The 24,737-nt window shown below is 60.0% G+C and carries 22 protein-coding genes; 13 read left to right on the plus strand and 9 right to left on the minus strand.

Features of this window, described 5'->3' with window-relative positions:
• Nucleotides 1-6: 6 nt before the first annotated feature.
• The 6 genes from AC0TOF_RS07170 to AC0TOF_RS07195 form a co-directional block, all read right to left on the minus strand.
• Complete coding sequence (locus AC0TOF_RS07170) at nt 7-1,374, minus strand: aminotransferase family protein (protein ID WP_473767689.1); 1,368 nt, start codon at nt 1,372-1,374, stop codon at nt 7-9.
• A gap of 12 nt (nt 1,375-1,386) precedes the next feature.
• Nucleotides 1,387-3,027: a N,N-dimethylformamidase beta subunit family domain-containing protein gene (locus AC0TOF_RS07175; RefSeq protein WP_473767690.1), complete on the minus strand. Its 1,641-nt coding sequence runs from the start codon at nt 3,025-3,027 to the stop codon at nt 1,387-1,389.
• 9 nt (nt 3,028-3,036) lie between these two features.
• Entirely contained in the window at nt 3,037-3,783 is a 747-nt protein-coding gene (locus AC0TOF_RS07180; RefSeq protein WP_473767873.1) for an amino acid ABC transporter ATP-binding protein, read from the minus strand.
• Between the two features lie 23 nt (nt 3,784-3,806).
• A complete protein-coding gene (locus AC0TOF_RS07185; protein WP_473767691.1) occupies nt 3,807-4,466 on the minus strand; it encodes an amino acid ABC transporter permease in 660 nt (219 codons plus the stop codon).
• Nucleotides 4,467-4,476: 10 nt separating this feature from the next.
• Nucleotides 4,477-5,124, minus strand: coding sequence for an amino acid ABC transporter permease (locus AC0TOF_RS07190; RefSeq protein WP_122001213.1), 648 nt, complete (start codon nt 5,122-5,124; stop codon nt 4,477-4,479).
• Between the two features lie 65 nt (nt 5,125-5,189).
• Nucleotides 5,190-5,975, minus strand: coding sequence for an ABC transporter substrate-binding protein (locus AC0TOF_RS07195; protein ID WP_176024815.1), 786 nt, complete (start codon nt 5,973-5,975; stop codon nt 5,190-5,192).
• A 134-nt stretch (nt 5,976-6,109) separates the two neighbouring features.
• Between AC0TOF_RS07195 and AC0TOF_RS07200 the strand changes: the two genes are divergently transcribed.
• Nucleotides 6,110-7,069, plus strand: a complete 960-nt coding sequence (locus tag AC0TOF_RS07200) for a LysR family transcriptional regulator (RefSeq protein ID WP_473767692.1) — start codon at nt 6,110-6,112, stop codon at nt 7,067-7,069.
• Between the two features lie 31 nt (nt 7,070-7,100).
• Here AC0TOF_RS07200 and AC0TOF_RS07205 read toward each other — a convergent pair whose 3' ends face one another.
• The gene (locus AC0TOF_RS07205) at nt 7,101-8,333 is read right to left on the minus strand and encodes an MFS transporter (protein ID WP_122001216.1); all 1,233 of its coding nucleotides are present in this window, start codon (nt 8,331-8,333) and stop codon (nt 7,101-7,103) included.
• Nucleotides 8,334-8,456: 123 nt separating this feature from the next.
• On the opposite strand from AC0TOF_RS07205, the gene AC0TOF_RS07210 reads away from it, so the two are divergent.
• Nucleotides 8,457-9,050, plus strand: a complete 594-nt coding sequence (locus tag AC0TOF_RS07210) for a TetR/AcrR family transcriptional regulator (protein WP_473767693.1) — start codon at nt 8,457-8,459, stop codon at nt 9,048-9,050.
• Nucleotide 9,051: 1 nt separating this feature from the next.
• Here the strand turns inward: AC0TOF_RS07210 and AC0TOF_RS07215 are convergent, their stop codons facing one another.
• Nucleotides 9,052-9,759, minus strand: a complete 708-nt coding sequence (locus AC0TOF_RS07215) for a DeoR family transcriptional regulator (protein WP_473767694.1) — start codon at nt 9,757-9,759, stop codon at nt 9,052-9,054.
• 367 nt (nt 9,760-10,126) lie between these two features.
• Between AC0TOF_RS07215 and AC0TOF_RS07220 the strand changes: the two genes are divergently transcribed.
• From AC0TOF_RS07220 to AC0TOF_RS07255, 8 genes are all read left to right on the plus strand, one after another.
• Nucleotides 10,127-11,173 carry a substrate-binding domain-containing protein gene (locus AC0TOF_RS07220; RefSeq protein ID WP_473767695.1) on the plus strand — a complete coding sequence of 349 codons (1,047 nt, stop codon included), beginning with the start codon at nt 10,127-10,129 and terminating at the stop codon, nt 11,171-11,173.
• A gap of 80 nt (nt 11,174-11,253) precedes the next feature.
• Complete coding sequence (locus tag AC0TOF_RS07225; RefSeq protein ID WP_473767696.1) at nt 11,254-12,756, plus strand: sugar ABC transporter ATP-binding protein; 1,503 nt, start codon at nt 11,254-11,256, stop codon at nt 12,754-12,756.
• An 11-nt stretch (nt 12,757-12,767) separates the two neighbouring features.
• Nucleotides 12,768-13,745, plus strand: a complete 978-nt coding sequence (locus AC0TOF_RS07230; RefSeq protein WP_122000741.1) for an ABC transporter permease — start codon at nt 12,768-12,770, stop codon at nt 13,743-13,745.
• Nucleotides 13,746-13,758: 13 nt separating this feature from the next.
• Nucleotides 13,759-14,757 carry an ABC transporter permease gene (locus AC0TOF_RS07235; RefSeq protein WP_473767697.1) on the plus strand — a complete coding sequence of 333 codons (999 nt, stop codon included), beginning with the start codon at nt 13,759-13,761 and terminating at the stop codon, nt 14,755-14,757.
• A gap of 6 nt (nt 14,758-14,763) precedes the next feature.
• The gene (locus AC0TOF_RS07240) at nt 14,764-15,846 is read left to right on the plus strand and encodes an aldose 1-epimerase family protein (protein WP_473767698.1); all 1,083 of its coding nucleotides are present in this window, start codon (nt 14,764-14,766) and stop codon (nt 15,844-15,846) included.
• Nucleotides 15,847-15,865: 19 nt separating this feature from the next.
• On the plus strand, nt 15,866-16,810 hold the full coding sequence (gene rbsK, locus AC0TOF_RS07245) for a ribokinase (RefSeq protein ID WP_473767699.1): 945 nt from the start codon (nt 15,866-15,868) through the stop codon (nt 16,808-16,810).
• A 30-nt stretch (nt 16,811-16,840) separates the two neighbouring features.
• Complete coding sequence (gene deoC / locus AC0TOF_RS07250) at nt 16,841-17,800, plus strand: deoxyribose-phosphate aldolase (RefSeq protein WP_122000745.1); 960 nt, start codon at nt 16,841-16,843, stop codon at nt 17,798-17,800.
• A gap of 11 nt (nt 17,801-17,811) precedes the next feature.
• Nucleotides 17,812-20,208: an aldehyde dehydrogenase family protein gene (locus AC0TOF_RS07255; protein WP_473767700.1), complete on the plus strand. Its 2,397-nt coding sequence runs from the start codon at nt 17,812-17,814 to the stop codon at nt 20,206-20,208.
• Between the two features lie 40 nt (nt 20,209-20,248).
• Here the strand turns inward: AC0TOF_RS07255 and AC0TOF_RS07260 are convergent, their stop codons facing one another.
• Nucleotides 20,249-20,785: a lipocalin family protein gene (locus tag AC0TOF_RS07260; RefSeq protein ID WP_473767701.1), complete on the minus strand. Its 537-nt coding sequence runs from the start codon at nt 20,783-20,785 to the stop codon at nt 20,249-20,251.
• Between the two features lie 140 nt (nt 20,786-20,925).
• Between AC0TOF_RS07260 and AC0TOF_RS07265 the strand changes: the two genes are divergently transcribed.
• From AC0TOF_RS07265 to AC0TOF_RS07275, 3 genes are read left to right on the plus strand one after another with little or no spacing between them, the layout of a single operon-like run.
• Nucleotides 20,926-22,005 carry an ABC transporter ATP-binding protein gene (locus AC0TOF_RS07265; RefSeq protein WP_473767702.1) on the plus strand — a complete coding sequence of 360 codons (1,080 nt, stop codon included), beginning with the start codon at nt 20,926-20,928 and terminating at the stop codon, nt 22,003-22,005.
• Nucleotides 22,006-22,040: 35 nt separating this feature from the next.
• On the plus strand, nt 22,041-23,003 hold the full coding sequence (locus tag AC0TOF_RS07270; protein WP_473767703.1) for an ABC transporter substrate-binding protein: 963 nt from the start codon (nt 22,041-22,043) through the stop codon (nt 23,001-23,003).
• A gap of 20 nt (nt 23,004-23,023) precedes the next feature.
• The gene (locus tag AC0TOF_RS07275; RefSeq protein ID WP_473767704.1) at nt 23,024-24,703 is read left to right on the plus strand and encodes an ABC transporter permease; all 1,680 of its coding nucleotides are present in this window, start codon (nt 23,024-23,026) and stop codon (nt 24,701-24,703) included.
• Nucleotides 24,704-24,737: the final 34 nt, after the last annotated feature.

The following is a 24,737-nucleotide window of genomic DNA, read 5'->3' on the forward strand; positions in this document are numbered from 1 at the left end:
GCTTCCTCACGCATTTACAGGTAGATTGAGTTCACGCGCCAGAACCTCCAGCGTGTCGCCAAGAATGGCGGTGATCTCGCCGACCTGTTCGCGGCTCACGATCATAGGCGGGCAGACGAGGAAATGATCGCCCTCGACGCCGCCGCGTGTGCGGCGCGAATAGATGATGAGCCCGCGCTCATAGGCGAGATCGACCATGCGCTGATGGGCGTTCAACTCCTTCGGCAGCGGCTTCATGGTTTCAGGATCGGAAACAAATTCGGCAGCGAGCAGCAGGCCCTTGCCGCGCACGTCGCCGATGAAGGGGAAGCGTTTTGCAAGCCCTACCAGCTCGCCTTTCAGCGCATCGCCCATGCGGGCGGCATTGCCGACAAGGTCAAGACGATCAATCTCCTGCAACACCGCCTTGCCTGCCGCGCAGGCCAGCGGATTACCGGCATAGGTGAAGCCATGCAGGAAGCCGCCCGCGTCCAGAACCGGCTGCACGATGCGGGCTGGTGCCGCCATCGCGCCAAGCGGGCAATAGCCGGAGGCAAAGCCCTTGGAAAGCGCAATCAGGTCTGGCTTGCAGTTCCAGTGGTCGCCGCCCAAAAACTTGCCAGTGCGTCCTGCGCCGCTCATCACCTCGTCATGGATTAGCAGGATGCCATACCGATCACAGATTTCGCGGATGCGCGGATAATAGCTGTCGGGCGCGACAAGCGCGCCTGTGGACGCCCCGCCGATCGGCTCCATGATGAAGGCGAGCACGCTTTCAGGGCCTTCTTCCTGAATCTTCTCCTCCAGCATGTCGGCATATTTCTGGCCGCGCTGTTCCATCGAAAGATTGTCGCGGTCGAGATAGGCGGTCGGCGCCGGAACTTTCGGCATTTCACGCATGATCGGCGCGAAAGGCTCGCTCAAGGCCGCATAGCCGGTGACGGCGAGCGCGCCAAGCGTGCCGCCATGGTAGGATGGAAAGCGCGAGATCACTTTCCAGCGCTTGCCCTGCCCGGTCGCGACCGCCCATTGGCGCGCAAGCTTGATGCAGGATTCGACCGCTTCCGAACCGCCGGAAACGAAGAAAATCCTGTCCAGACCTTCCGGCATCCGCTCTGCGGCCATGCGTGCCAGATCTTCCGCCGGTTCATTTTCGAAATGCAGGCGATAGGCGAAGGTCACGCGGTCCATCTGCTCTTTCATGGCATCGAGCACGTTGCGATTGCCATGGCCGATATTGACCACCATCGCGCCGCTCGACCCGTCGATGACGCGGCGTCCGTCCTGATCCCAGATGTAGATGCCCTCGGCGCGATCCACCAGCGGCCTGCGCAGGCGCGACTGGTAGAAAAGATGCGATGCCGGGCGTTCATTCTGTGCTTTTGTGTTGAGCATGGCGTTACTCTGTCAGCGCTTGAGATATTGGTTGAGAACATTGGCGGTCACGCGCTCGACCATGCGGTCGCCGCGCTTGAGGGCCGCCACCCATTCGCAGCTTCCGGCGTGGAAAACCTCGCCCTTGCCGCGCGGGAAATTGACGATCATGCCGCAGCCGCGCTTGATGCTTTCGACGGCTGCATCTCCATCATTGCCGATCAGCGTATCGGCCACGAATTTGGCATCGGCATCGGAAAGGAACTGGTCGTCGGCTGGAATATCCGCGCTCTCTTCCTTGAGCGACGACATGCCGAGCGCCAATATCTGCAATCCATCCGGTGCGCCGCTGCCTTCTTCCGGCTCCGGCAGTCCGCCCCGGATCACATAGTCGAGCCCGTCGACTTCGTAGCCAAAGGCGTGACCATCCGCGCCGAGAAGATCGCCGTAATAGATGCCGGTGCCAGCAAAGGCCCAGTGTTCGGGGCGATAGACAGGGAAACCGCGCACGCCGCGCGGGGCGCAACCGCCCCAGCCGACATATAGCCCGCGCAATGCGTTGAGGCCGAATGTCTCCGCTGCGGGCCGCCCGGTTTCTTTCGCTTCCCAGCAGCCGCTGGTGCGGCGCGGATCGGCAGAGCGATAGACCGGGTCTTCTGCGCGGGCGCGATATTTGTAGCAGGTCTGCCGCTTGCCATTATCCTCAAGCCGGGTCTGCCACATGAAGTTGCCGGCAAAACGTGCCGCACGACCGCCGCCATCGACATAATTGTCGACGGCATCGCGCATCTCCCATGTCCAATATTCGTCGTGACCGACAAAAACCACGCAGTCATAACCGTCGAGGATTTCCGGCGAGAAATGCAATTCGTGCTGGCTGGCGAGATCGACCGCATAGCCTTCCCGCTCGGCCCAGCGGAAGAACAGGCTGTCATAGCTTGCCCAGCCGGAAGACGCATATTTCTTGGAATAGCCATTGGCATAGGCCCATTCCATATGCGGATAGCGCGGCGGAGCCGCAGGCGGCGTTACAAATTCCAGCGGAACACGAGGCGCATCAGACGGCAGCAGCGCGAAGCCGCGACAGAACGGGCGCTCGATGCTCACCGTCGTCGCATATTGATCGCCATTTGGCCCGGTAATGCCCTGATAATGGTTGGAACCGCCCCAGGTATTATAGGCGGTCCATGTGCCGGTTGCCGCGATTTGCAGGATACGGCCCGGCTTGCGGCCCGCCGCAGGACGCAGGATGAACAGGTGATGGCAGTGGATTGGCTCTCCGTCATTGCCATGCGCTTTCAGCGTGATGCGATAAGCGCCGGAAGGCCAGTTCTCATCCGTCCTGAAGGCAAACGTCGTTTCCCATCCGCAGCCGACAACCGAACATTGCGCCGGTGTTTCCTGCCATTTGCAATCTATCCCGCGCTTGGCGAAGACTGGCGTTTCCACCGCCCCGTCCCGCACGATCTCGATATCGAAACGCGAGGCGGTCGCACTCACCTGCAAATGGACGGTCGCGCCCGGCAGGTAGGAATAGGCGTCGGTGTAGCACCAGATTTCACCGCGCGGACCGTCCATGCCGGGATATTCGTAATAATGGCCGAGGACAGCCTCGCGCCGCTGCGCCGGGGTCAGCCCGAAATCGGGAAAATCGCTAGCGGTTCTCTCGTTCATTGCGGCACCTCACGCAGCCAGATATTTCTTGAGGAAGGAACGGGTGCGCTCCTGTACCGGATTGCTCAAAATCTGGTCCGGCGGCCCTTCTTCCACCACCACGCCGCCATCCATGAACAGGATGCGGTCGGCGACCTCGCCCGCAAAACGCATCTCGTGCGTGACGATCAGCATCGTCATGTGTTCGGCGGCAAGCTGCTTCATGACGGCGTTGACCTCATCCACCAGTTCTGGATCGAGCGCCGAGGTTGCCTCGTCAAACAGCATCACTTTCGGCTGCATGGCGAGCGCACGCGCAATGGCGACACGCTGCTTCTGACCGCCCGACAGGCGTGAGGGATAGACATCGATCTTGTCGGCAAACCCCACCTTCGACAATAGCTCCAGCGCCAGAGCGCGGGCCGCGTCCTTGGCCATGCCCTTGAGCTTGATCGGGCCGAGCGTGATGTTTTCCAGCACGGTCAGGTGCGGGAACAGGTTGAAGTGCTGGAACACCATGCCCATCTGCTGGCGCACCGCATTGATGTGCTTTTCAAAGGCCGGTCCAGCCAGTGGCTGGTTGACCTGCACGCCGTCGAGCCAGACCTCGCCGCCATTCAGCGTTTCCAGATGATTGATCGACCGCAGAAGCGTGCTCTTGCCGGAGCCGCTCGGACCGATGATCGCAACGATCTGGCCGCGCGCCACGGAAAGGTCGATGCCTTTCAGCACTTCCAGCGCGCCGTAAGCCTTGCGGGCGCCCTTCACCTCGACCATCGGCCTTGCCGATTTGGAGCTGCTCATCGCGTGACCTCCACTTTTCTTTCAATGCGCCGCAGGCCTGCTTCAAGCACGAGATTGACCACGTAATAGATGGCCGCGACGGTGATATAGAATTCAAACGGGCTGAAGGTTTCGCTGATGGCAAGCTGGGCGCTGTGCACCAGTTCCGCAATGCCGATGATCGAAACCAGCGACGTATCCTTCAGAAGAACGATCATGTTGTTGCCGATGGGCGGGATCGTGTTGCGGATCGCCTGCGGAATGACGATATAGCGCAAGGCCTGACCATGGCTGAAACCGATGGAGCGGGCACCTTCCATCTGGCCCGGATCGACAGCCACAATGCCTGCGCGGATGATATCCGCATTATAGACCGCAAAATGCAGGCTGAGGCCGATGATGCCCGCGCCAAGCGCCGGGATATCAATGCCGATTTGAACCAGTCCGAAATAGATCAGGAACAGTTGCAGCAGAAGCGGCGTGCCCATGAACAGCCACATGAAGAACCGCACCGGCCATGCAAGGATTGTGGGCGCATAAAGCACCACCAGCGCAAATGCGATGCCAAGCACGAAGCTGAAGAAGGCGGAAGCAACGGTCAGAATCAGCGTCCACCAAAGGCCGGTCAGAAGCAGGTCCGTATAGGGAGAGACGATGCTGAAATCGAGAGCTTGCATCCGGTCCCCCTCACTGCGCCGCGAAACGCTTGTCGAGCAGATCGACCCCGCGCGCCACGACATAGATGATGATCATGTAAAGAACGGCGGCGACGCCGAAAATCTCGAACGGCTTGTAGGTCGAGCCGATGAAGCGCTGCGCGGTATAGGTCAGTTCAACTACCGAAATGGTGGAAACCAGCGCCGAGCCTTTCAAAAGGGCGATGGCGTTGACGCCGAGCGGGCGGATCATCAGCCGGGCGGCCTGCGGCAGCACGACGAGCCGCATGGTCTGGCCGCGCCCGAAGCCAATAGAGCGCGCCGCTTCGCTCTGGCCGCGATCCACGCTCTGGATTGCGCCCCGGATCGATTCCGACATATAGGCGCCGATATTCAGCCCGAGCCCGATGACGCCCGCGGCAAACGGCTCCAGATTGATGCCGATCTGTGGACCGCCAAAATAGAGGATAAAGAGCTGGACAAGGCATGGCGTGCCGCGAAAGACGCTGACATAGGCAGCCGCCAACCCGCGCAGAATGGGGGAGCGCGACAGGCGCGCTGCCACAAGCAATGCTGCCACTGCAAGGCCAAGGATCAGGGCCAGCGCGGAAATTTGCACAGTCACCCATGCCGCCTCTAGAAAAAACGGGAGGACGCGCTGCATCAACGCAAAATCCATCGGAAAACTCCGGTCAATCGGTTCTCAACCGGCCCAGACATATGCCGGGCCGGGATGGCGACAGATCAGCGAATGTCGCTGCCGACCCATTCCATCGAGATTTTCTCGTAGGTGCCGTCGGCCATGATCTCGTCGAGAGCCTTCTGCATGGCTGCCTTCAGCTCCGGATTGTTCTTGCGGATGGCAATGCCGATGGCCACGCTGCCGCCTTCAATGTCCGGCGTATCAAGCTTGCGGACCTTCTGCCCGGTTTCCTTGATCGCCACCATGACCGGGATATTATCGACGACGATGGCGTCGACGCGGCCCGAATTCAGCTCGAGCATCAGTTCCGGCAAGCCCTTATAGGTGCGAATGGTCCAGCCGCCCTGCTCCCGCGCCCATTTCTCATGGGTTTCGCCAAGCGTCACGCCCAGCGTCTTGCCCTTGAGATCATCGAGCTTCTGAACGGCGGAATCTTCCTTCACGAAAACCGCGCGGCCCGCGTGATAATAGGGTCCGACGAAGTCCACGGCCTTCTCGCGTTCCGGCGTGATGGTCATGGAGCCGACGACCGTATCGAACTTGCCTGCACGAAGACCCGCGACGATACCGTCCCACGCCGTGGTGATGAGCTGCGGCTTCAACTTCATGCGCTCGGCAATCGCCGAACCGATGGACGCATCGAAGCCCACGACCTCGTTCTTCTCGTTGACGAAATTGAACGGCGGGTACTGGCCGCTCATGGCGATCTTGAGCTCTCCCGATGCCTTGATCTTTTCAAGATCATCCGCCTGTGCAGGCGCAACCGCGAAGACTGCGGTGGCGGCAATAGCGGCAGCGGCAATGAAACCCGTGAATTTGCTAAACATGTTGTTCCCGACTTCCTCTTGTTGTTTTTCTTGAGGCTTGTTTCTGCCCCTCAATATTCATGATTGCTTTTATGGATGCATTTCGCAAATAGATAATGGGAATGGATCACATAGATTTCATGAATGGATAAACCATGTCGTTGCATCGCCCCGAACGCCTTGTCTGGGATCTGGACTGGAACCTGCTGCGCAGTTTCGTGGTGATCGCAGAGGTGAAAAGCATCACCCGCGCCGCCGAACGTCTCAACCTCAAACAGCCGAGCGTGAGCAATGCCTTGCGCCGTCTGGAAGACCGCATCGGCCAACGGCTGGTGGAGCGTGACGCCACGCATTTTGAACTGACGGAAGTTGGCAAACTGCTCTATGAACAGAGCATTGAGGTCTTCGGCGCCATTTCGCAATTGCCGCAGCTGGTGCGCGGGGTGGGAGATGACGTGACCGGCCATGTCACCATATCGGTCGCAAGCCACATTATCTCGCCGATCTTCGATCAGGCGCTTGCGCTCTTCCACGAACAGCATCCCCGCGCGACCCTGACGATCAACGTATCCGCCAGCACCGAAGTCGCCCGGCTGGTACGGGAGAAGCGCGCTTCGTTCGGTCTGGGGCTGGTGAGCAATCGCGATCCGGCGCTGGATTACACCATGGTCTATCGGGAGTTCTTCGGCTTTTTCTGCGGGCCTCGCCATCGCATGTTCGGCCAGTCGGGACTGACGCTCGCCGATCTGAAGGGAGAACCCTCGGTGTCGTTCCAGACCGACCATATTGCCGACGCGTTGCGCCCTGTGGCCTTGCTGCGCAGCGAAGCGCGGCTTTCGCCGGAGGTGGTCGGCACGTCATCGAGCCTCGAGGAAGTGCGCCGAATGATCATCACCGGCCTTGGCATCGGCCCGCTGCCGCTGCATGTGGCGCGACGCGAGATCGATGACGGTCTTCTCTGGCGGCTGCCGCCCTATGAAAACCCTCCGGCAATCGATGTTTTCCTGATCCACAATCCGGAGACCAATCTCAACAAGGCGGAGAAGGCCATGCTGGCCGGATTAAAGGGGCTGATTGCCTCCACGCCACTGGAAGAGCGTATCTACGGCGATTGACGAGCGGGGGGTAACCCGCTCGCCTATAGGTTTATTCCGCCGGTTCTGCTGCGCATAGCGCATCACATTCGGCAGTTTCCCCCGTAGCGGAGAGGTTTGCCTGACCAAGCGCGACGATGGCCATTGCGCTGAGGCTCGCCACGACCGAAACCCAGAAGCCGTTTGCTGCGCCGAAATTGTCGACCACCCAACCGGAAACAAACGCACCGAACGCCATCCCGATACCGATGCCGGTCATGACCCAGGTTATGCCTTCGGTCAGCATCGTCTCAGGCACGCGGCGTTCGATGAGGCCGAAGGCGGTAATGAATGTCGGAGAAATCGCAACACCGCTGACGAACACCGCCGTTGCCAGAAGCACGGTCGATGTACCCGCGAACGGGAGTGGCAATGCCGTCAGCGCCAGCACGCTGACCGCAATCAGTAACTGGCGTTGCAATGGAATGCGGATCGACAATGCGCCAAGCGTTATCCCCACAAGAAACGAACCAATCGCATAGACACCGATGACGATGCTGGCTGCGCCGGGCTGGCCAAGCTCACGCGTGATCGCCACCGCGCTGACTTCAGCCGTCGCAAAGGTCGAGCCGACGAAAACCAGCGCCAGCGTGATGATCTGAACGGGACGCGACCAGATCGCGGAACGTTGCGGATTGTTGCGGTCGAGCGCGCGAACCGGCGGCTCGCTGGAACGCTGAAGCAGGAAAGCAACCGTACCCACGGCGAGGAAAGCCGTGCTGATTAGCATTCCCGCTTCCGGAAACAGCGAAACCGCCAAGGCCACGGAAAGGGAAGCACCCGAAATATAGACCAGCTCGTCCGCCGCCGATTCGAACGCAAAAGCCGTGTTCAGTTCGGGACGGTTGCGGAAAATTTCCGTCCATCTTGCCCGCACCATGGCCGGAATGCTGGGCATGGCACCGGCAAAGAATGCCGAGAGGAACAGGGTCCAGTTTGCCCAGCCCTGATTTGTAGCCAAGATCAGGAAGACGAAAGCGATCACCGAAACGACTGTAGCAGGCATGATGATACGACTTTGCCCGTAACGATCAACGAGCCGTGAAATCTGCGGCGACAAGAACGCATTCGTCAGCGCGAAAGTCGCCGAAACGGCGCCCGCCAGCCAATATTCGCCACGGGTCTGCGCAAGCATGGCCACGATGCCGACCGGCACCATCGCGAAAGGAAGCCGGGCGAAAAAGGCAGCCGCCGAAAAACCGATAGCGCCCGGAGCGCTGAAAATCTCTCTGTATGGATTGGACATCGGAGTAGGTCCTTGAAAGGGGGAAATTGCATCACTTACATACGGTCCGTATGTTAATTAAATAATTGATACGCGGCGTATGTCAACTAATATACGCGGCGTATCTGAATAAATGGAGCCGCCATGCGTAAACCCCGAAGCGAGATGATTGCCGAAACAAGGACGAAGCTGATGGCGGCGGGCCGCAAGGCTTTCGGCACCGTTGGTTACACGGAGGCTTCGATGGATGATTTCACCGCCTCCGCCGGGCTGACACGCGGCGCGCTCTATCATCATTTCGGCGACAAGAAGGGTCTTTTGCGGGCCGTGATCAATGAAATCGATTGCGAGATGGCCGCAAGGCTATGCACGATTTCCGCGAAGGCGCCCAACCGGTGGCAGGCCTTTGTCGACGAGAATGTCGCCTATATCGAAATGGCGCTTGAGCCTGAAATCCAGCGCATCATGTTTCGCGACGGACCGGCGGTGTTCGGCGATCCATCCTGCTGGCCGAGCGCCAATGGCTGTATCCGCACCATCACCACAAGCCTCGATGCCTTGCGTGAGGAAGGCGTCATCGTCGATATCGATTCGGAGGCTGCCGCACGGCTGATCAATGCGGCCAGCAGCAGCGCGGCGCAATGGATCGCCAATTCAGACGATCCCCAAGCCACCTCGAAGCGGGCGGTCAAGGCATTCCGGACGCTTCTCGAAGGCCTGTTGAAGCGGGAGGGTTGAGCTAACCCGACACGATCGAGGTGAAATCAGCCATGCCCGCGAAACGGGCGGCGCGAACCTTGCCGTATTTGCTCTTATCGATGACAAGATGTTTTTCGACGGCGCGCTGCATGGCCATCTGCTTGATCGGTACTTCGTGAAAATGCGAGCACGTGACCCCGTGCTGCTCATCGACACCGCCAGCCGACAGAAAAGCCTTGTTGATGTTGACGCGCTTCAGGACATCGATCCCCTCGTCGCCCGAAAACGATGCCGCCTCCGGGTGGTAGAGCCCGCCCAGAACGATGAGACGCACATCGCTGCGCTGCGACAGGATTTCGGCGATGTTGAGCGCGTAGCAGACGACCGTAATATGCTGGTTCTGCGGAATGCGGTGGGCCAGGTGGGGCATCGTGGTGCCGCAATCGATAAAAACCGTGTCATAAGGTTCGATCAGCGCGGCTGCCGCGGCACAAGCCTGCGCTTTTGCATTGGCATGGCTGTCCTTTTCAAAATCAAAGACATAGTCGCCGTTCGCGCCATCTTGTGTGGGGATAATGTAACCACCCAAACAATTGAGCGCACCGCCGTCGCTGCCTATATCGCGGCGGATCGTCATTTCAGAAACGCCAAGACGCGCTGCCGCATCGCGCAGACGAAGCACGCCAACTTCATCGACCAGCGCCGCCAGTTCGGCGATCCGCTCTTCTTTCCGGCTGATTCTGCTCAAGCTGTCCCCAATTCCTGCAATCTGATCACTCGTTTATATGTCCGTGACATTTCACGCAATTGCGATCATCCGACCTTGACAGGTCGAACACAAATGTGAAACGATCCAAACATAATGATCGGATTGTAACATTATAATTCGCATTGTTGGGAGGATATGACAACAGGGTTTTGCGCGCGCCGGACAGAATTCCGTTCGCAGCGTCAAACAGGCGGGAAAGCAGATTGATTTCGCCCGGCAGGGAAGCCGGGCTTGGAGGAGAACGCCGACGCACTCACCGTTCCTGAGATGCGTCGGCGTAGCAACAGTTGTGCCTGTCTGAGCCATCCAAGGCAGACGGCCAGGAATTCCCAGGGAGGAAAAACCGGTGAAAAAATTTCTAGCATCCGTGGCGATTGCCATGTCCGTTGCCGTTCCGAACGCTTTTGCGGAAGGCGTTGTTGATACGTCGAAGATCAACAAGGAACTCATCACCACGGCCAACGACAAGAAGTACACCATCGCGACAGTTGTGAAGGTGGATGGCATTGCATGGTTCGACCGCATGCGCGACGGCGTCGACCAGTTCAAGGCCGATACCGGCAATGACGTCTGGATGGTCGGTCCGAGCCAGGCGGACGCCGCGGCACAGGTGCAGATCGTCGAAAACCTGATCGCACAGGGCGTGGACGCCATTGCCATCGTGCCGTTCTCGGTTGAAGCCGTGGAGCCGGTTCTGAAAAAGGCGCGCGAGCGCGGCATCGTGGTCATCAGCCACGAGGCATCCAACATCCAGAATGTCGACTACGACATCGAAGCCTTCGACAACAAGGCTTACGGCGCCAACCTCATGAAAGAACTCGGCAAGTCGATGGGCGGCAAGGGCAAATATATCGCCACTGTCGGCGGACTGACCGCCAAGTCGCAGATGGAATGGATCGACGGCGCCGTCGAATACCAGAAGGCCAACTTCCCGGAAATGGAAGAAGCGACCGGCCGCCTCGAAACCTATGACGATGCCAATACCGACTATAACAAGCTCAAGGAAGCGATGACCGCCTATCCGGACATCAAGGGCATTCTCGGCGCGCCGATGCCGACTTCTGCCGGTGCCGGACGCCTGATCGCCGAAGGCGGTCTCAAGGGCAAGGTCTTCTTCGCGGGCACGGGCCTCGTCTCGGTGGCTGGCGAATATCTGAAGAACGACGACATCCAGTATATCCAGTTCTGGGACCCTGCGGTTGCGGGCTACGCCATGAACATGCTGGCGGTCGCTGCGCTTGAAAAGAAGAACGACCAGATCAAGGCCGGTCTCAATCTGGGCCTGCCGGGCTATGAAAGCCTGCTTGCGCCGGACGCTGCCAGGCCGAACCTGCTCTATGGCGCAGGCTGGGTCGGCGTGACCAAGGAAAACATGGATAAGTACGACTTCTGATATCCATGGAGGTTGGATGGGAGGGGTCCCCCGGCTCCTCCCGCCCGACCAAACGCATTCCAGCCTTGCACGAGGCCCCAATGAGTGAAAATCTGATCGAACTGCGCCATATCGGAAAACGCTTCGGTGGCGTCAGGGCGCTGGACGATGTTTCCTTTGCCATCAAGCCGGGCGAAATCCACTGCCTGGCAGGCGAGAACGGCTCCGGTAAATCCACCATCATCAAGGTCATGTCGGGCGTCTACACGCCGGAGGACGGCGAGATACTGATCGACGGCAAGCCGGTCGGCAAGCTCGATCCGGTCAAGTCCGTTCATCATGGCATTCAGGTGATCTATCAGGATTTCTCGCTGTTCGGAAACCTGACCGTTGCCGAAAATCTGGCCATCAATACTTTTCTCATCGAAGGCCGCAAGGGCGTCGACTGGAAGCGCGTGCGCGAACTGGCGCAGAAGGCGCTGGACAGGCTTGGCGTCAGCATCGACCTCGACGCGGATGTGGACAGCCTGCCGACATCGGGCAAGCAGATCGTGGCGATTGCGCGCGCCGTCATGGCTGACGCCCGCCTCATCATCATGGACGAACCGACAACCGCACTGACGCGGCATGAAGTCGACGCGCTGTTCAAGATCGTGCGCGATATTCAGGCGCAGGGCATCGCCGTGCTCTTTGTCAGCCACAAGATGCGCGAGATGCTGGAAATCAGCGAAAGGCTGACCGTCTTCCGCAATGGCAAGAAAGTTGCCGAAGGCCCGATTTCCGATTTCGACGAGCCGTCGATCACCCGCGCCATGACCGGTCAGGAACTTACGTCGGACCATTATCACTGGACCCCGCGCGAGGGCGCTTCGGCCAGTCCGACGCTTGAAATCACCAATCTTTCCGTTCCCGGTTCCGTGGAAAATGCCAGCCTCACCCTGCATGCGGGCGAGATCGTCGGCATATCCGGGCTGATCGGCTCGGGCCGCACGGAACTGGCGCTGGCGCTCTTCGGCATGAAGCCGGATTTCACCGGCACCGTGCATATCGACGGCAAGCAGGTCCACCCGAAAACCGTGCAGGAAGGGATTGCCTGCGGCGTCGCCTATGTGCCGGAAGACCGTCTGACGGAAGGCCTGTTCCTGACGCAATCGATCGAACGTAACATCATCGTCACCTCGATCGAGAAATTCGTGCGTGGTCTCTTCATCGACCGCGGACAAGCCGATGCCACCACCCGCGACATGTTTTCCGCAATGCACATCGTCGCCCCCGGTCCGCATACGCCGGTCAATCACCTCTCAGGCGGCAACGCGCAGCGCGTGGTGCTGGCGCGCTGGCTTCTGACGGGCGCGAAAGTGCTGATCCTCAACGGGCCGACCGTCGGCGTCGATGTCGGCTCCAAGGCGCAGATCCACAACATCATCCGCAAGCTCGCGCGCGATGAAGGGCTGGCCGTGTTGATGATTTCCGACGATGTGCCCGAGCTGGTGCAGAACTGCAATCGCGTGCTGGTGATGCATCGCGGACGTTTCGTCGATGAGCTTTCCGGTGAAACCATGACCGAAGATGCCGTCAACGACCGGCTCAAGACGCTGAATTGAGGAACCGGCACATGAAATTCTTCCGCAGTACCGAATTCATCATTGCCTGCGTTCTGTTCGCGGCGATGGTCATTATCGGCCTCATCAATCCGGCATTCTGGTCGCTGGACAACATCTTCGGCCTTCTGCGCTCCAATGTCGTGATCGGCATCATGGCGCTCGGCGTTCTGCTGGTGATGATTTCCGGCGGCATCGATGTTTCCTTCACCGCCTTTGCCATCGCGGCCATGTATCTGACCGTCCGCGCCATGGTCTATCTCGGCTATGACGGCGTGTTTATTCCGTTTGTGGCGGCAACGCTGATCGGCCTGCTGCTCGGCGCATTCAACGGCTTCATCATCCATCGCTTCAAGATGATCCCGCTGATCGTGACGCTCGGCACCGGCTCCATCGTGCGCGGGCTGGTGCTGGGCCTTGTCGGCACCAGCATCGTCAACATCAACAAGATGCCGAAGGAACTGATCGAGTTCGGCAAGACAGACGTGATTTCGCTGACATCGGCCTCCGGCACGGCATTCGGCCTGACTGCGATGTTCGTCGTCTATCTGGCGCTGGCGCTGCTGATCCACCTGATCCTCAACCATACGATGATCGGGCGCAGCGTTTATGCCTATGGCGGCTCGCCGGAAGCGGCAAAGCGCGTCGGCTTCAACACCCGCCGCACGATCTTCTTCGTCTATTGCGTCGCCGGGGCGCTCGCAGGCTTCGCGGGGCTTCTGCATTCCTCGATGATCTGGCTTGCCAATCCGCGCGATTTCGTCGGGCTGGAGCTGGACGTGATCGCAGCCGTGGTTCTGGGTGGCGCATCGATCTTCGGCGGGCGCGGCACGGTTCTCGGCACGCTGATGGGCGTCTTCATGCTCGTCATGGTCAAGAACTCGCTCATCATCATGAAGGTGGACACCACATGGCAGCGCGTCGTGGTGGGTCTCATCATCATCGTGGCCACCGCCATCACCGCATGGCGCGACCGCAAAAGCATAGCCTGAGGAGACAAGCGACATGAAACAGTCATTCGACATGCGCCGCATCCTTGGCGGAGACAACAACATCATCCAACTCATCGTCATCACCGTGCTGGTCTTCGCGCTGATGACCTGGATGAACCCGGACAAGTTCCTGCGCTATTACAACTTCGAATCCATCAGCTACATCATGCCGGAGCTTGGCATCCTCTCCATCGCCATGATGATTGCCATGCTGACGGGCGGCATCGACCTTTCCGTGGTGGGCATCGCCAATCTGGCGGGCATCGTCGCGGGCGTCTATTTCCACTCCTCCATGGTGCAGGCGGCACAGGCTTCCGGCTCGGGAATGCTGTTCTACACCATCATCGGCATATTGCTCGCCCTGCTGGTCGGGCTTGTGTCGGGGCTGGTCAACGGGCTTCTGATCGCCCGGCTGCGCATCACGCCGATCCTTGCCACGCTCGGCACCGGACAGGTGCTGATGGGGCTTGCCCTGGTTCTGACCGGCGGGCCTGCCATCGTCGGTTTTCCCGATGCGTGGAACTGGGTCGGCAACGGCAAGCTGTTCGGCATCGCTACGCCTTTCCTGCTGTTCATCGCGGTGTGCATCCTCGTGGCAATCCTGCTGACGCGCACGACGCTTGGCATCAATCTTATGCTGATCGGCACCAACCCGCGGGCGGCCGTCTTTGCCGGTATCCGCAAGGAGCGCATGGTCCTCTATTCCTACATGCTGACCGGCGTGCTCGCCTCCATAGCCGGGATCATCCTCTCGGGCCGCACCAACGCCGCCAAGTCGGACTATGGCGCATCCTACCTGCTGCAAGCCGTGCTGATCGCCGTTCTCGGCGGCACCAATCCGGCTGGCGGCAAGGGGCGCGTGCTGGGCATAGCCATCGCGCTCGTGGCACTGATGCTGCTTTCCTCCGGCTTTCAGATGATGCGGTTCTCCAACCACCTCATCGATTTCATCTGGGGCGCTTTCCTCATTCTCGTCATCGCGATCAACGCATCGCGCAATCAGGGCAGGTGATCCCTTATGCAGGACATCGAATTTCATCTTCGCCGTCAGGATTTTGTCCAACAGCCGCATGTGATCGCCAACACCTATGGCCTCAGCGTCACCGCCTTTCGTTATCCAAGCGGCATTGAGGCGCTGCTGGTCGAGAACGAACGCGGCAACATCATCGTGCTGCCCTTCATGGGCCAGATGATCTGGGGCGCGGAATTCGACGGCGTGGACCTTACCATGGGCAACAGCTTCTCCTTGCCGCGCCCGGCAACCACCATCGTCGAGACCTACGGCTGCTTTGCATTCCACAGCGGCATCCTGCGCAATGGCTGTCCTTCGCCTCAGGACAATCATCTTCTGCATGGCGAAATGGCCTGTGCGAAAATGGACAAGGCCGGTCTTCTGTTTGGCCAGGACGAGCGCGGCGCCTTTGTCGAAATCACCGGCGAATATGAATATGTGATGGGCTTCGGCGCGCATTATCTGGCACGGCCAAGCGTGCGTCTTCATGCCGACGAAACGCTGTTCGACATCACCATGGACGTGGAGAACCTTTCATCCGCCCCGATGGAGCTGATGTATATGTGCCACGTCAATTTCGCCTATGCGGAAGGCGCGCGGATCGTGCAGCCGGTGCCCTATACGCCGGATCATGTGCAGGTGCGCACCGCCGTTCCGGGCCATGTTACGCCCAACGACGATTACCTTTCGCTGATCGATGAACTGGCCGCCGACCCGGCCGCGATGGAAGTGCTGGACGAGCCGGAGCGCTACGATCCCGAGCAGGTCTTCTATATTCGCGGCCTGCCGGAAGATGCCGACGGCAACACGCATCTGATGATGCAGCTTCCCGAGGGCGACGGTTTCGGCATTTCCTACCCGACCGACATCTTCCCCAAGACCGTGCGCTGGATTCTCGTGAACGGAGACGCTCAGGTTGCAGCCTTTGCCCTCCCCTCGACCTGTGAGCCGGAAGGCTATCTGGCCGAAAAAGCCAAGAACAATGTGCGGCTGCTGGCGTCGGGCGAGCGCGCCGTTTTCCCCGTGCGCGTCGGCTATCTCGATACGACAGCCGCCGAACGGTTTGAAGCCACGATCAAGGCACTCTGACATTTCAAAGGAACGTCTCATGACCAGAAAGATCGGAGTGGTCGGCTCCAACATGGTGGACCTCATCACCTATGTGAACCGCATGCCCGGCCCCGGCGAAACGCTGGAAGCGCCGACATTTGAAATCGGCTGCGGAGGCAAGGGCGCCAATCAGGCGGTAGCTGCCGCGCGCCTTGGCGCGGATGTAATGATGGTCACGCGTGTGGGCGACGATATTTTCGCCGACAACACCATCCGCAACCTGAACGAGTTCGGCGTCGATACGCGCCATGTGCGCAAGGTTCCCGGCAAGTCGAGCGGCGTCGCCCCCATCTTTGTCGAACCGTCCGGCGAAAACTCCATCCTGATCGTCAAGGGCGCCAATGCCGATCTTCTGCCCGCCGAAGTCGACAAGGCGGCCGACGATCTGAAAGTTTGCGGCCTCATCCTGATGCAGATGGAAGTGCCGGTCGAAACCGTCTACCACACCATCGCCTTTGCCGCCGAAAACGGCATTGAAACCATTTTGAATCCTGCGCCTGCCGCTGCCGATCTCGATCCCGAGCTGATCCGGCAGGTGACCTTTCTCGTGCCGAACGAGAGCGAACTGGCAATTCTCTCCGGCCTGCCGACCGGCACGGATGACGAAATCGTCACCGCAGCGCGCTCGCTCATCGCGCGCGGCATCCGCACCGTCATCGTTACGCTTGGCGGGCGCGGCGCGCGCATGATTACGGCAAGCGAAATCGTCAATATTCCGCCGGTCAAGGTCACGCCGAAGGACACGACCGGCGCAGGCGACGCCTTTATCGGCTCCTTTGCCCGCTTTTATGCCGAAACCGGCGATGTGGAAGCCTCGCTTCGCAAGGCGGCCCTTTATGCAGCCCATTCCATCACCCGGCCCGGCACGCAGAAGGCCTATGCCAGCCGGGAAGAATTCGAAACGTTCTGCCGCGACCACGCCCCCTCGACCGAATGCGCCTGATCGCAACTGAACCCATGAACGGACAATGAAATGACCGAAGCCCTCCCCCGCAATAACGGGACACCGCTCAAACCGGAATGGTTTGAGGACGTGTCCGTCAATCGCAGCGCGTCCGAGCGCCGCGCCGCCACGATCAGCGCTCGCCGTTCGGTCAAGAAGGAATATCAGGCCGCGTGGCTCATCCGCGCCATTCAGTGCATCGACCTGACGACACTTGCCGGCGATGATACGGCGGGCCGCGTGCGCAGGCTCTGCGCCAAGGCGCGCCGCCCGGTGCGCGAGGATATTCTGGAAGCGCTGGGCCTCGCAGATGCAGGCATCACCACCGGCGCGGTCTGCGTTTATCCGACCATGGTTCCGCATGCTGTCAAGGCGCTTGAAGGTTCCGGCATTCCGGTCGCCTCGGTAGCGACCGGCTTTCCCGCCGGTTTGACGCCGTTGCCGCTTCGCCTTGCCGAAATCACCTATGCGGTGGGTGAGGGCGCGCATGAAATCGACATTGTGATTACCCGCGAGCATGTGCTGACGCAGAATTGGTCAGCCCTCTATGACGAGATTGCAGCCATGCGCGAAGCCTGCGGCGACGCGCATATGAAGGCGATCCTCGCCACCGGCGACCTCAACACGCTGACCAATGTCTATCGCGCTTCGATGGTGGCGATGCAGGCAGGTTCGGATTTCATCAAGACCTCGACCGGCAAGGAAGACGTCAACGCCACCTTGCCCGTGAGCCTGACCATGGTGCGGGCACTACGCGATTATGGCGAGCTTTCCGGCCAGAGCGTCGGCTTCAAGCCTGCGGGCGGGCTCAAGACCGCCAAGGATGCGCTCGCCTGGCTGACGCTGATGAAGGAAGAACTTGGGCTTCGCTGGCTGGAGCCTGATCTGTTCCGCATCGGCGCATCGTCGATGCTCGGCGATATCGAACGGCAATTGGAGCACTTCGTGACCGGACGCTACTCCGCCGCCAACCGTCACGCTGCTGCATAAGGAATTCCAGAATGCGACCCATCAAGGACATTCTCAAGACCATGGAATACGGACCTTCCCCCGAAGCAAACGGCGATGTGAACCTGTGGCTGGAACAGCATGGCCGCTCTTTCGGCCACTATATCAACGGTGCATTCGTCAAACCGGAAGGCCGCAAGGCGATTGCCGTCGCCAATCCGGCCAGCGGCGACAAGCTCGCTGAAATCATCTGCGGCAATGCGGAAGATGTCGATCAGGCCGTGAAAGCCGCGCGCGCGGCTTTCGGCAAATGGTCGAAACTCTCCGGCTATGAGCGCGCCAAATATCTCTATGCCATCGCCCGCCATATCCAGAAGCGCGAACGCTTTCTGGCCGTGCTGGAAACCATGGACAATGGCAAGCCGATCCGCGAAACCCGCGATATCGACATTCCGCTCGCTGCCCGCCATTTCTACCATCATGCAGGCTGGGCCGAGATGGTGGAAGACGAGTTCAAGGGCTTTTCGCCGGTCGGCGTCTGCGGTCAGGCGATCCCGTGGAACTTTCCGCTTCTCATGCTTGCCTGGAAGATCGCGCCAGCACTTGCCGCCGGTAACACGGTGGTGCTGAAGCCTGCCGATCTGACGCCGCTTTCGGCCATCGCCTTTGCTGAAATCTGCCATGAAGTCGGACTGCCTGCCGGTGTCGTCAACATCGTGCAGGGCGACGGCACCACCGGCGCGGAAATCTGCGGCCATGGCGGCGTGGACAAGGTGGCCTTCACCGGTTCCACACAGGTTGGCCGCGTCATCCGCGAACAGATTGCCGGATCGGGCAAAAAGCTGTCGCTGGAACTGGGCGGAAAATCGCCCTTCATCGTGTTTGAAGACGCCGATCTCGATGCCGCCGTCGAAGGCGTGGTCGATGCGATCTGGTTCAATCAGGGCGAAGTGTGTTGCGCCGGTTCGCGCCTGCTGGTGCAGGAAGGCATTGCCGACCGCTTCTATGCCAAGCTCAGAAAGCGCCTCGAAAGCTTGCGTGTTGGCGATCCGCTCGACAAATCCACCGATGTCGGCGCTATCGTCTCCCCCGGTCAGGTGAAGCGCATTTCCGATCTGGTCCAGAAGGGCATCGAGGAAGGCGGCGAACTGTGGCAGACGCCGAACCCGCTTCCGGCAAAGGGCAATTATATTGCGCCCGGCTTCTTCACCGGGGTGGATCAGGCCTCGACTGTCTGTCAGGTGGAAATCTTCGGGCCGATTGCGGCAGCGACAACGTTCCGCACACCGGATGAAGCCGTCTCCCTCGCCAACAATACACGTTATGGGCTTGCCGCGTCGATCTGGTCTGAAAACATCAATGTCGCGCTTGATCTTGCAGCGCGGGTGAAGGCTGGTGTCGTCTGGATCAACTGCACCAATATGCTGGATGCGGGCGCAGGCTTCGGCGGCTACCGCGAAAGCGGCTTCGGTCGCGAAGGCGCGCGCGAGGGCATGTACGAATACCTTGTTTCCGACTGGGAAAAGGCACTCCCTTCGGCCAAGGTTGCGGAAGCCTTCGTGCCATCGGCATCGCCCGCCGGTGATGACAAGATCGCCGTCGACGGCATCGACCGGACAATGAAGAACTATATTGGCGGCAAGCAGGCGCGCCCGGATGGCGGCTACAGCTATTCGGTCATCGGCAAGGGCGGTGCGGTCATCGGTCAGGCTGGCATCGGCAACCGCAAGGACATCCGCAACGCAGTGGAAGCGGCGACCAAGGCTGGAAGCTGGGGCGCAGCAACAGCCCATAACCGGGCGCAGGTGCTCTATTATCTTGGTGAAAACCTTGATGCCCGCCGCGCGGATTTCGTGGCACGGCTGATCGAAAGCACCGGCGTCAACGAGAAAAAGGCGGAAGAGGAATTGGAAGCCTCACTGCGCCGCATCTTCTATTATGCCGCGCAGGCCGACAAGTTCGACGGTGCGGTGCACTCCACCAAGTCGCGCCATGTGACACTGGCGATGAATGAACCGTGGGGCGTGATGGGTGTCGTCTGCCCGGACGAAGCGCCGCTTCTCTCCCTTGTTTCGCTCGTGCTTCCCGCCATCGCCATGGGCAACCGGACTGTGGTGGTGCCCTCAAGCCGCCATCCGCTGATCGCAGGCGATTTCTATCAGGTGCTCGACACGTCAGACGTGCCGGGCGGCGTGGTCAACATTGTCACCGGAGAGCGCGACCTTCTGACGAAGACGCTGGCCGAACACGACGATGTTGCCGCTATTTGGTATTTCGGCTCACGCGAGGGCAGCGCGATGGTCGAGAAGGCTTCTGCCGGCAATCTCAAGGCCACCTGGGTCGGCAATGGCCGTGTCCCCAACTGGCTTAACAAGGCCGACGGACAGGGCCGTGATTATCTGCGCCGGGCCATTCAGGTGAAGAATATCTGGGTGCCTTACGGAGCATAAAAGCTGAAAGGCCCGCTTCGGCGGGCCTTTTGCTGAGCATTTACTGTGGCACCCACAGAATGGCGTCCGGATTGATCCCGAGTAGCAGCGCCTGCGCGACTGCGCGCGCCTTCAACTCTTGGCTTGCTTCCGGATCGCGCGACAGCACCCAGAAGTAACTGCGCGTAGAACCGACGACAATCGACCACTGATAGCCCCCTTCGTCGATATCAACGATATTGTAGCCGCCATAGAACGGCCCGAAGAAGGAAACTTTCAACGCGCCTTCGTCGGGAGACCGGACAAAACGCGCGGTCCCGGTGGCTTGCGTCCAGCGTCCTTTCCACGGATCGAATCCGCGATTGACCACTTTGACCGTTTGATCGGGATTCAACGAATATTCCGCAGTCGTGCGCGTCAGGCCGCGCTCAAAACGGTTTTCAAGCCGCCCCACTTCGTACCACTTGCCGAGATAGCGTGTGAGATCGAAGGGTTTAACAGGAACTATTCCCTGCGGAATTTGCGGCGAACTTGCCCGTGTCAGCGCGTATCCCACTGCCAATCCCGTCAGGCCGAGGGCGAGTTTTCCAAATCTCATCGTCTTCCCTTCTTTTCGCATGAAGAGAAAAACCGATGCCCGGGCGATTGGTTCCCCACAGCTGGCAGGACGCCCCGCAACGTCATCCAACTGTCACGCAATCCGAATAAAAGCTCCCAAGTCATTTGGATTGCGGGAAAATGTTACACTCCTCTAATATAAAAGCGGATATTGCCGTTCGGGCAGAGGGGCTGAATCTTGCCTACGGTCCGGCCACGATATTGAAAAATATCGATCTTTCCCTGCCGCGCGGACAGACACTCGCCCTGCTGGGGCCGTCCGGTTGCGGCAAGACCACCCTGCTTCGTCTCGTCGCCGGTCTTCTCGCTCCAACGAAGGGATCGATCACAATCAACGGCATCACCGTGGCAGATGCCGCGACGGCCACCTTCGTCCCGCCTGAAAAGCGGCACCTCGGCATGGTGTTTCAGGATTATGCGCTCTGGCCGCATATGACAGTTTTCGGCAATGTGTCCTTTCCGCTCGAAATGCGCGGGTTTGGCCGCGCCGAGCGGGAAAAGCGCGTTGCCTCGGCGCTCGCCCGCGTTGGCCTCGCCGGGTTCGGCGAGCGTGCGATCAGCGATATGTCGGGCGGCCAGCAGCAGCGTGTCGCCATTGCCCGCGCCATCGTTGCCGAACCGGGACTGGTCCTGTTCGACGAGCCGCTTTCCAATCTCGACCGGGAACTGCGCGAAAACATGGTCACCGAGATCGGACAGCTTGTGGCCAATCTGGGCCTGACCGCGATCTATGTCACCCACGACCAGAGCGAGGCCTTTTCGCTGGCCGATCAGGTGGCTGTCATGCGCGCAGGTGTGATCGAGCAACTGGCGGCACCTGAGGCGCTTGTCGCCGAACCCGCCACGCCGGAGGTTGCCGATTTCCTGCGGCTCGGTTGTGTCGTGCCAGTCGACCAGCGCGACAATGCCTACAAGATCGCGCGCACCGAAATCCACATCGCCCACGGGTCCGCCGCCGGACAGGCAACGCATGTGCTGTTGCCGTCACGCTCCGTGCGCAGCGTTCCCCATCACGAAGCAGCAATTCCCGCGACCGTGCTGCGCTCGCAGTTTCGCGGTGACGGTCATCTGACCACAGTGCGCATCGGTTCTGAGCAGGACGGTCACGAACTGACCTATCTCGACAGCATCCGCCTTTCACCCGGCGTTCCGGTCGGTATTTCGGTCGATGCCAATCAGCTCCGCTGGTTCTCGAAATAAGACCATTCCATCAGGCAACATCTCAGGAGACACAGATGAAAAAATCCATCCTCGCCGCGGGGCTTGCGCTTGTCACCGCTTTGCTGGCCAGTACGGCAGCCTATGCAGACATCACCGTCTATTCGGCTGGTCCCGGCAGCCTGATCGAAAAGCTTGCCGCAGGCTTCACCGCCAAGACCGGCGCGAAGGTCAACGTCTTCCAGGCCACAACCGGCAAGGTGATGGCGCGCATTGAAGCGGAAGCCGCCAATCCGGTTGTCGATGTTCTGATTTCGGCATCCTGGGACACGGCAACCGACTTCGCCAAGCGCGACTGGCTGGTGGCCTATACCAGCCCGAATGCCGAGAAAGTGCCGGACTTCCTCAAGAATGAAACCGCTGTCGCGCAGGGCGTTTCGGCCCTCGGCATCGCCTGGAACCCGGCAAGCAAGACGCCAAAGCCTGCCGAGTGGGCCGATCTCGCCAAGCCCGAATACAAGGATCTGGTCAATCTGCCGGACCCGGCACAGTCGGGTGCAACCTTCGAGCTCATCGCCGCCCTTCAAGCCCAGCAGGGCTGGGACCTGTTCAAGAACCTGCATGAAAACGGTGCCACTGTCGCCGGTGCCAATGCGGAAGCCTTGAACCCCGTCCTTCAGGGCGCGAAGGCCGCCGTGTTCGGTGCCGTCGATTACATCTCGCTTGCCGGCAAGGCGAAAGGTGAATCCATCGACGTCATTTTCCCGACGTCGGGCACCGTGATCGCGCCGCGCCCGGCCATGATCCTCAAATGGTCGAAGAACCAGGATGAGGCCAAGCAGTTCATCGACTACATGCTGTCCGACGAAGGCCAGAAAATGGTTGCCGACACCTATCTGATGCCTTCGCGCACCGACGTTCCGGCCAATCGCCCGCTGATCGGCGATCTGAAAATCCTGCCGATCGACGCGAAGGAAGTCTACGGCAAGCGCGACGAGACGCTGAAGGAATTCGGCGCCGCCTTCGCAGCCAGCAACTAATATTTGAGGGGCAGAAAGACATGACGACAGGCAGTACGGCGGCTCGCAATCCGCTCGGGTTCGTTGCGGTTGCCGGGCTCGCATTCATCGTCGCGGTGCCGTTTGTCTTCATCGTTCTTCAGGCTGTCTTTCCGCAACTGGGGAGAGGCTCGCTGGCCGAGCCTTTCCTGCACCTCCCGGCCCTGTTTGAAGACCCCAAGCTTTTGCGCATGAGCGGGAACACTGTGCTGCTGGGGCTTTCGGTGGTCGTGCTTTCCGCCTTCATCGCTGTTCCGCTCGCCGTTTTCCGTGCGCTCTACAAGGTGCCTTTTGCTGTGCTGTGGGATGTGCTGATGCTCGTGCCTTTCATGATCCCGCCCTATATCGCCACGCTTGGCTGGATCATGACGCTACAGCCGCGCGGCTATCTGGAACAGCTCGCCGGTTTCAATCTGGCACCCTTCCTGTTCTCGGTCAGCGGCATGAGCTTCGTCATGGCGCTGAACACGTTTCCGCTCGTCTATTTTGCGGTGTCGCGCACGATTGAAGCGGTTGGTGCGCGCTATTCCGATGTCGGTCGCGTATTCGGCGCTTCGCCGTGGCGATCCTTCTTCCGCATCACCCTGCCGCTGGCGACACCGGGACTTGCGGCAAGCCTTCTTCTGGTTTTCGCCGCAGCCATCGAGGAATATGGCACGCCAGCAGCCCTTGGACGCCGTTCCGGCTTTGAAGTTCTGGTGACGGAGATCGATCTGCGCATTTCCGACTGGCCCATTGACCTGGCAGGTGCTGCCGTCTTTTCGCTAGCGCTTGTCTGCCTGTCGCTGGCGGCTTTTCTGGTCCAGCGCTGGATATTGACGCGCCGCTCCTATGTGACGACCGGTGGCAAGCCGCAGGCAAAAGACAAGCGCCCGCTCGGAGCGCTCACCATTCCTGTGGTGGCTCTCTTCGCCCTCGTCGCCTTTGCTGCAACGGGCGTTCCCCTCCTGGCCATTCTGGCGACTGCTCTTTCCAAAACGGTGTCCGGCGGGCTGGTAGCGTCGAACCTCGGCTTCGATAATTTTGCCGCCATTGCCGAAAACAGCGCGGGCGGTATGCGTGCGCTCGCCAACAGCCTGTCGCTTGGCGTTGCAAGCGCCCTGCTGACCGGACTGCTCGGCGCGGTTGCTGCCTATGCCGTCGTGAAGATGCGTTTTCGCGGACGCTTCTGGCTCGATATACTGACCGTGCTGCCCAATGCCTTGCCCGGCGTCGTTGTCGCGGTCGGCCTCATTCTGGCATGGAACCAGCCTGCCCTGCCCGTCTCGCCCTACAACACACCGCTGATCCTGCTGCTTGCTTATTGCTGCATTCTTCTGCCGCAGCCGATCCGCTACGCATCGGCTGCCTTCCACCAGATCGGCGACAATCTGGAAGCTGCAGCACGTGTTTGCGGCGCAAGCAGCTTCACCGCTTTTCGCCGCATCATGCTGCCGCTGATCGCCCCTAGCCTCATAACGGCGATGCTGCTGGTCTTTGCCGTTGCCACGCGCGAACTGGTCGCATCCATTCTGGTTGCGCCGGTTGGAATGCAGACCATTTCGATCTTCATCTGGCGGCAGTTTGAACAGGGATCTGTCGGCCTCGGCATGGCCATGGCATTCATCGCCATCCTCATCACCACGCTTCTGCCGCTCGTCCTGATGGGCTTGTTGAAGCGCTCGGGCCTCGTGAGGATGTGACACAAATACCGCACCGCCCGGAGACGATGCGGAT

This window comes from Ochrobactrum sp. PL_is501 (assembly GCF_055816895.1).

Excerpts from the sequence above, each read along its gene's own strand:
- AC0TOF_RS07170 (WP_473767689.1), bottom strand. The coding sequence starts at position 1,374 with ATGCTCAACACAAAAGCACAGAATGAACGCCCGGCATCGCATCTTTTC.
- AC0TOF_RS07175 (WP_473767690.1), bottom strand. The coding sequence starts at position 3,027 with ATGAACGAGAGAACCGCTAGCGATTTTCCCGATTTCGGGCTGACCCCG.
- AC0TOF_RS07180 (WP_473767873.1), bottom strand. The coding sequence starts at position 3,783 with ATGGTCGAGGTGAAGGGCGCCCGCAAGGCTTACGGCGCGCTGGAAGTG.
- AC0TOF_RS07185 (WP_473767691.1), bottom strand. The coding sequence starts at position 4,466 with ATGCAAGCTCTCGATTTCAGCATCGTCTCTCCCTATACGGACCTGCTT.
- AC0TOF_RS07190 (WP_122001213.1), bottom strand. The coding sequence starts at position 5,124 with ATGGATTTTGCGTTGATGCAGCGCGTCCTCCCGTTTTTTCTAGAGGCG.
- AC0TOF_RS07195 (WP_176024815.1), bottom strand. The coding sequence starts at position 5,975 with ATGTTTAGCAAATTCACGGGTTTCATTGCCGCTGCCGCTATTGCCGCC.
- AC0TOF_RS07200 (WP_473767692.1), top strand. The coding sequence starts at position 6,110 with ATGTCGTTGCATCGCCCCGAACGCCTTGTCTGGGATCTGGACTGGAAC.
- AC0TOF_RS07205 (WP_122001216.1), bottom strand. The coding sequence starts at position 8,333 with ATGTCCAATCCATACAGAGAGATTTTCAGCGCTCCGGGCGCTATCGGT.
- AC0TOF_RS07210 (WP_473767693.1), top strand. The coding sequence starts at position 8,457 with ATGCGTAAACCCCGAAGCGAGATGATTGCCGAAACAAGGACGAAGCTG.
- AC0TOF_RS07225 (WP_473767696.1), top strand. The coding sequence starts at position 11,254 with ATGAGTGAAAATCTGATCGAACTGCGCCATATCGGAAAACGCTTCGGT.
- AC0TOF_RS07230 (WP_122000741.1), top strand. The coding sequence starts at position 12,768 with ATGAAATTCTTCCGCAGTACCGAATTCATCATTGCCTGCGTTCTGTTC.
- AC0TOF_RS07235 (WP_473767697.1), top strand. The coding sequence starts at position 13,759 with ATGAAACAGTCATTCGACATGCGCCGCATCCTTGGCGGAGACAACAAC.
- AC0TOF_RS07240 (WP_473767698.1), top strand. The coding sequence starts at position 14,764 with ATGCAGGACATCGAATTTCATCTTCGCCGTCAGGATTTTGTCCAACAG.
- rbsK (WP_473767699.1), top strand. The coding sequence starts at position 15,866 with ATGACCAGAAAGATCGGAGTGGTCGGCTCCAACATGGTGGACCTCATC.
- deoC (WP_122000745.1), top strand. The coding sequence starts at position 16,841 with ATGACCGAAGCCCTCCCCCGCAATAACGGGACACCGCTCAAACCGGAA.
- AC0TOF_RS07255 (WP_473767700.1), top strand. The coding sequence starts at position 17,812 with ATGCGACCCATCAAGGACATTCTCAAGACCATGGAATACGGACCTTCC.
- AC0TOF_RS07260 (WP_473767701.1), bottom strand. The coding sequence starts at position 20,785 with ATGAGATTTGGAAAACTCGCCCTCGGCCTGACGGGATTGGCAGTGGGA.
- AC0TOF_RS07265 (WP_473767702.1), top strand. The coding sequence starts at position 20,926 with ATGTTACACTCCTCTAATATAAAAGCGGATATTGCCGTTCGGGCAGAG.
- AC0TOF_RS07270 (WP_473767703.1), top strand. The coding sequence starts at position 22,041 with ATGAAAAAATCCATCCTCGCCGCGGGGCTTGCGCTTGTCACCGCTTTG.
- AC0TOF_RS07275 (WP_473767704.1), top strand. The coding sequence starts at position 23,024 with ATGACGACAGGCAGTACGGCGGCTCGCAATCCGCTCGGGTTCGTTGCG.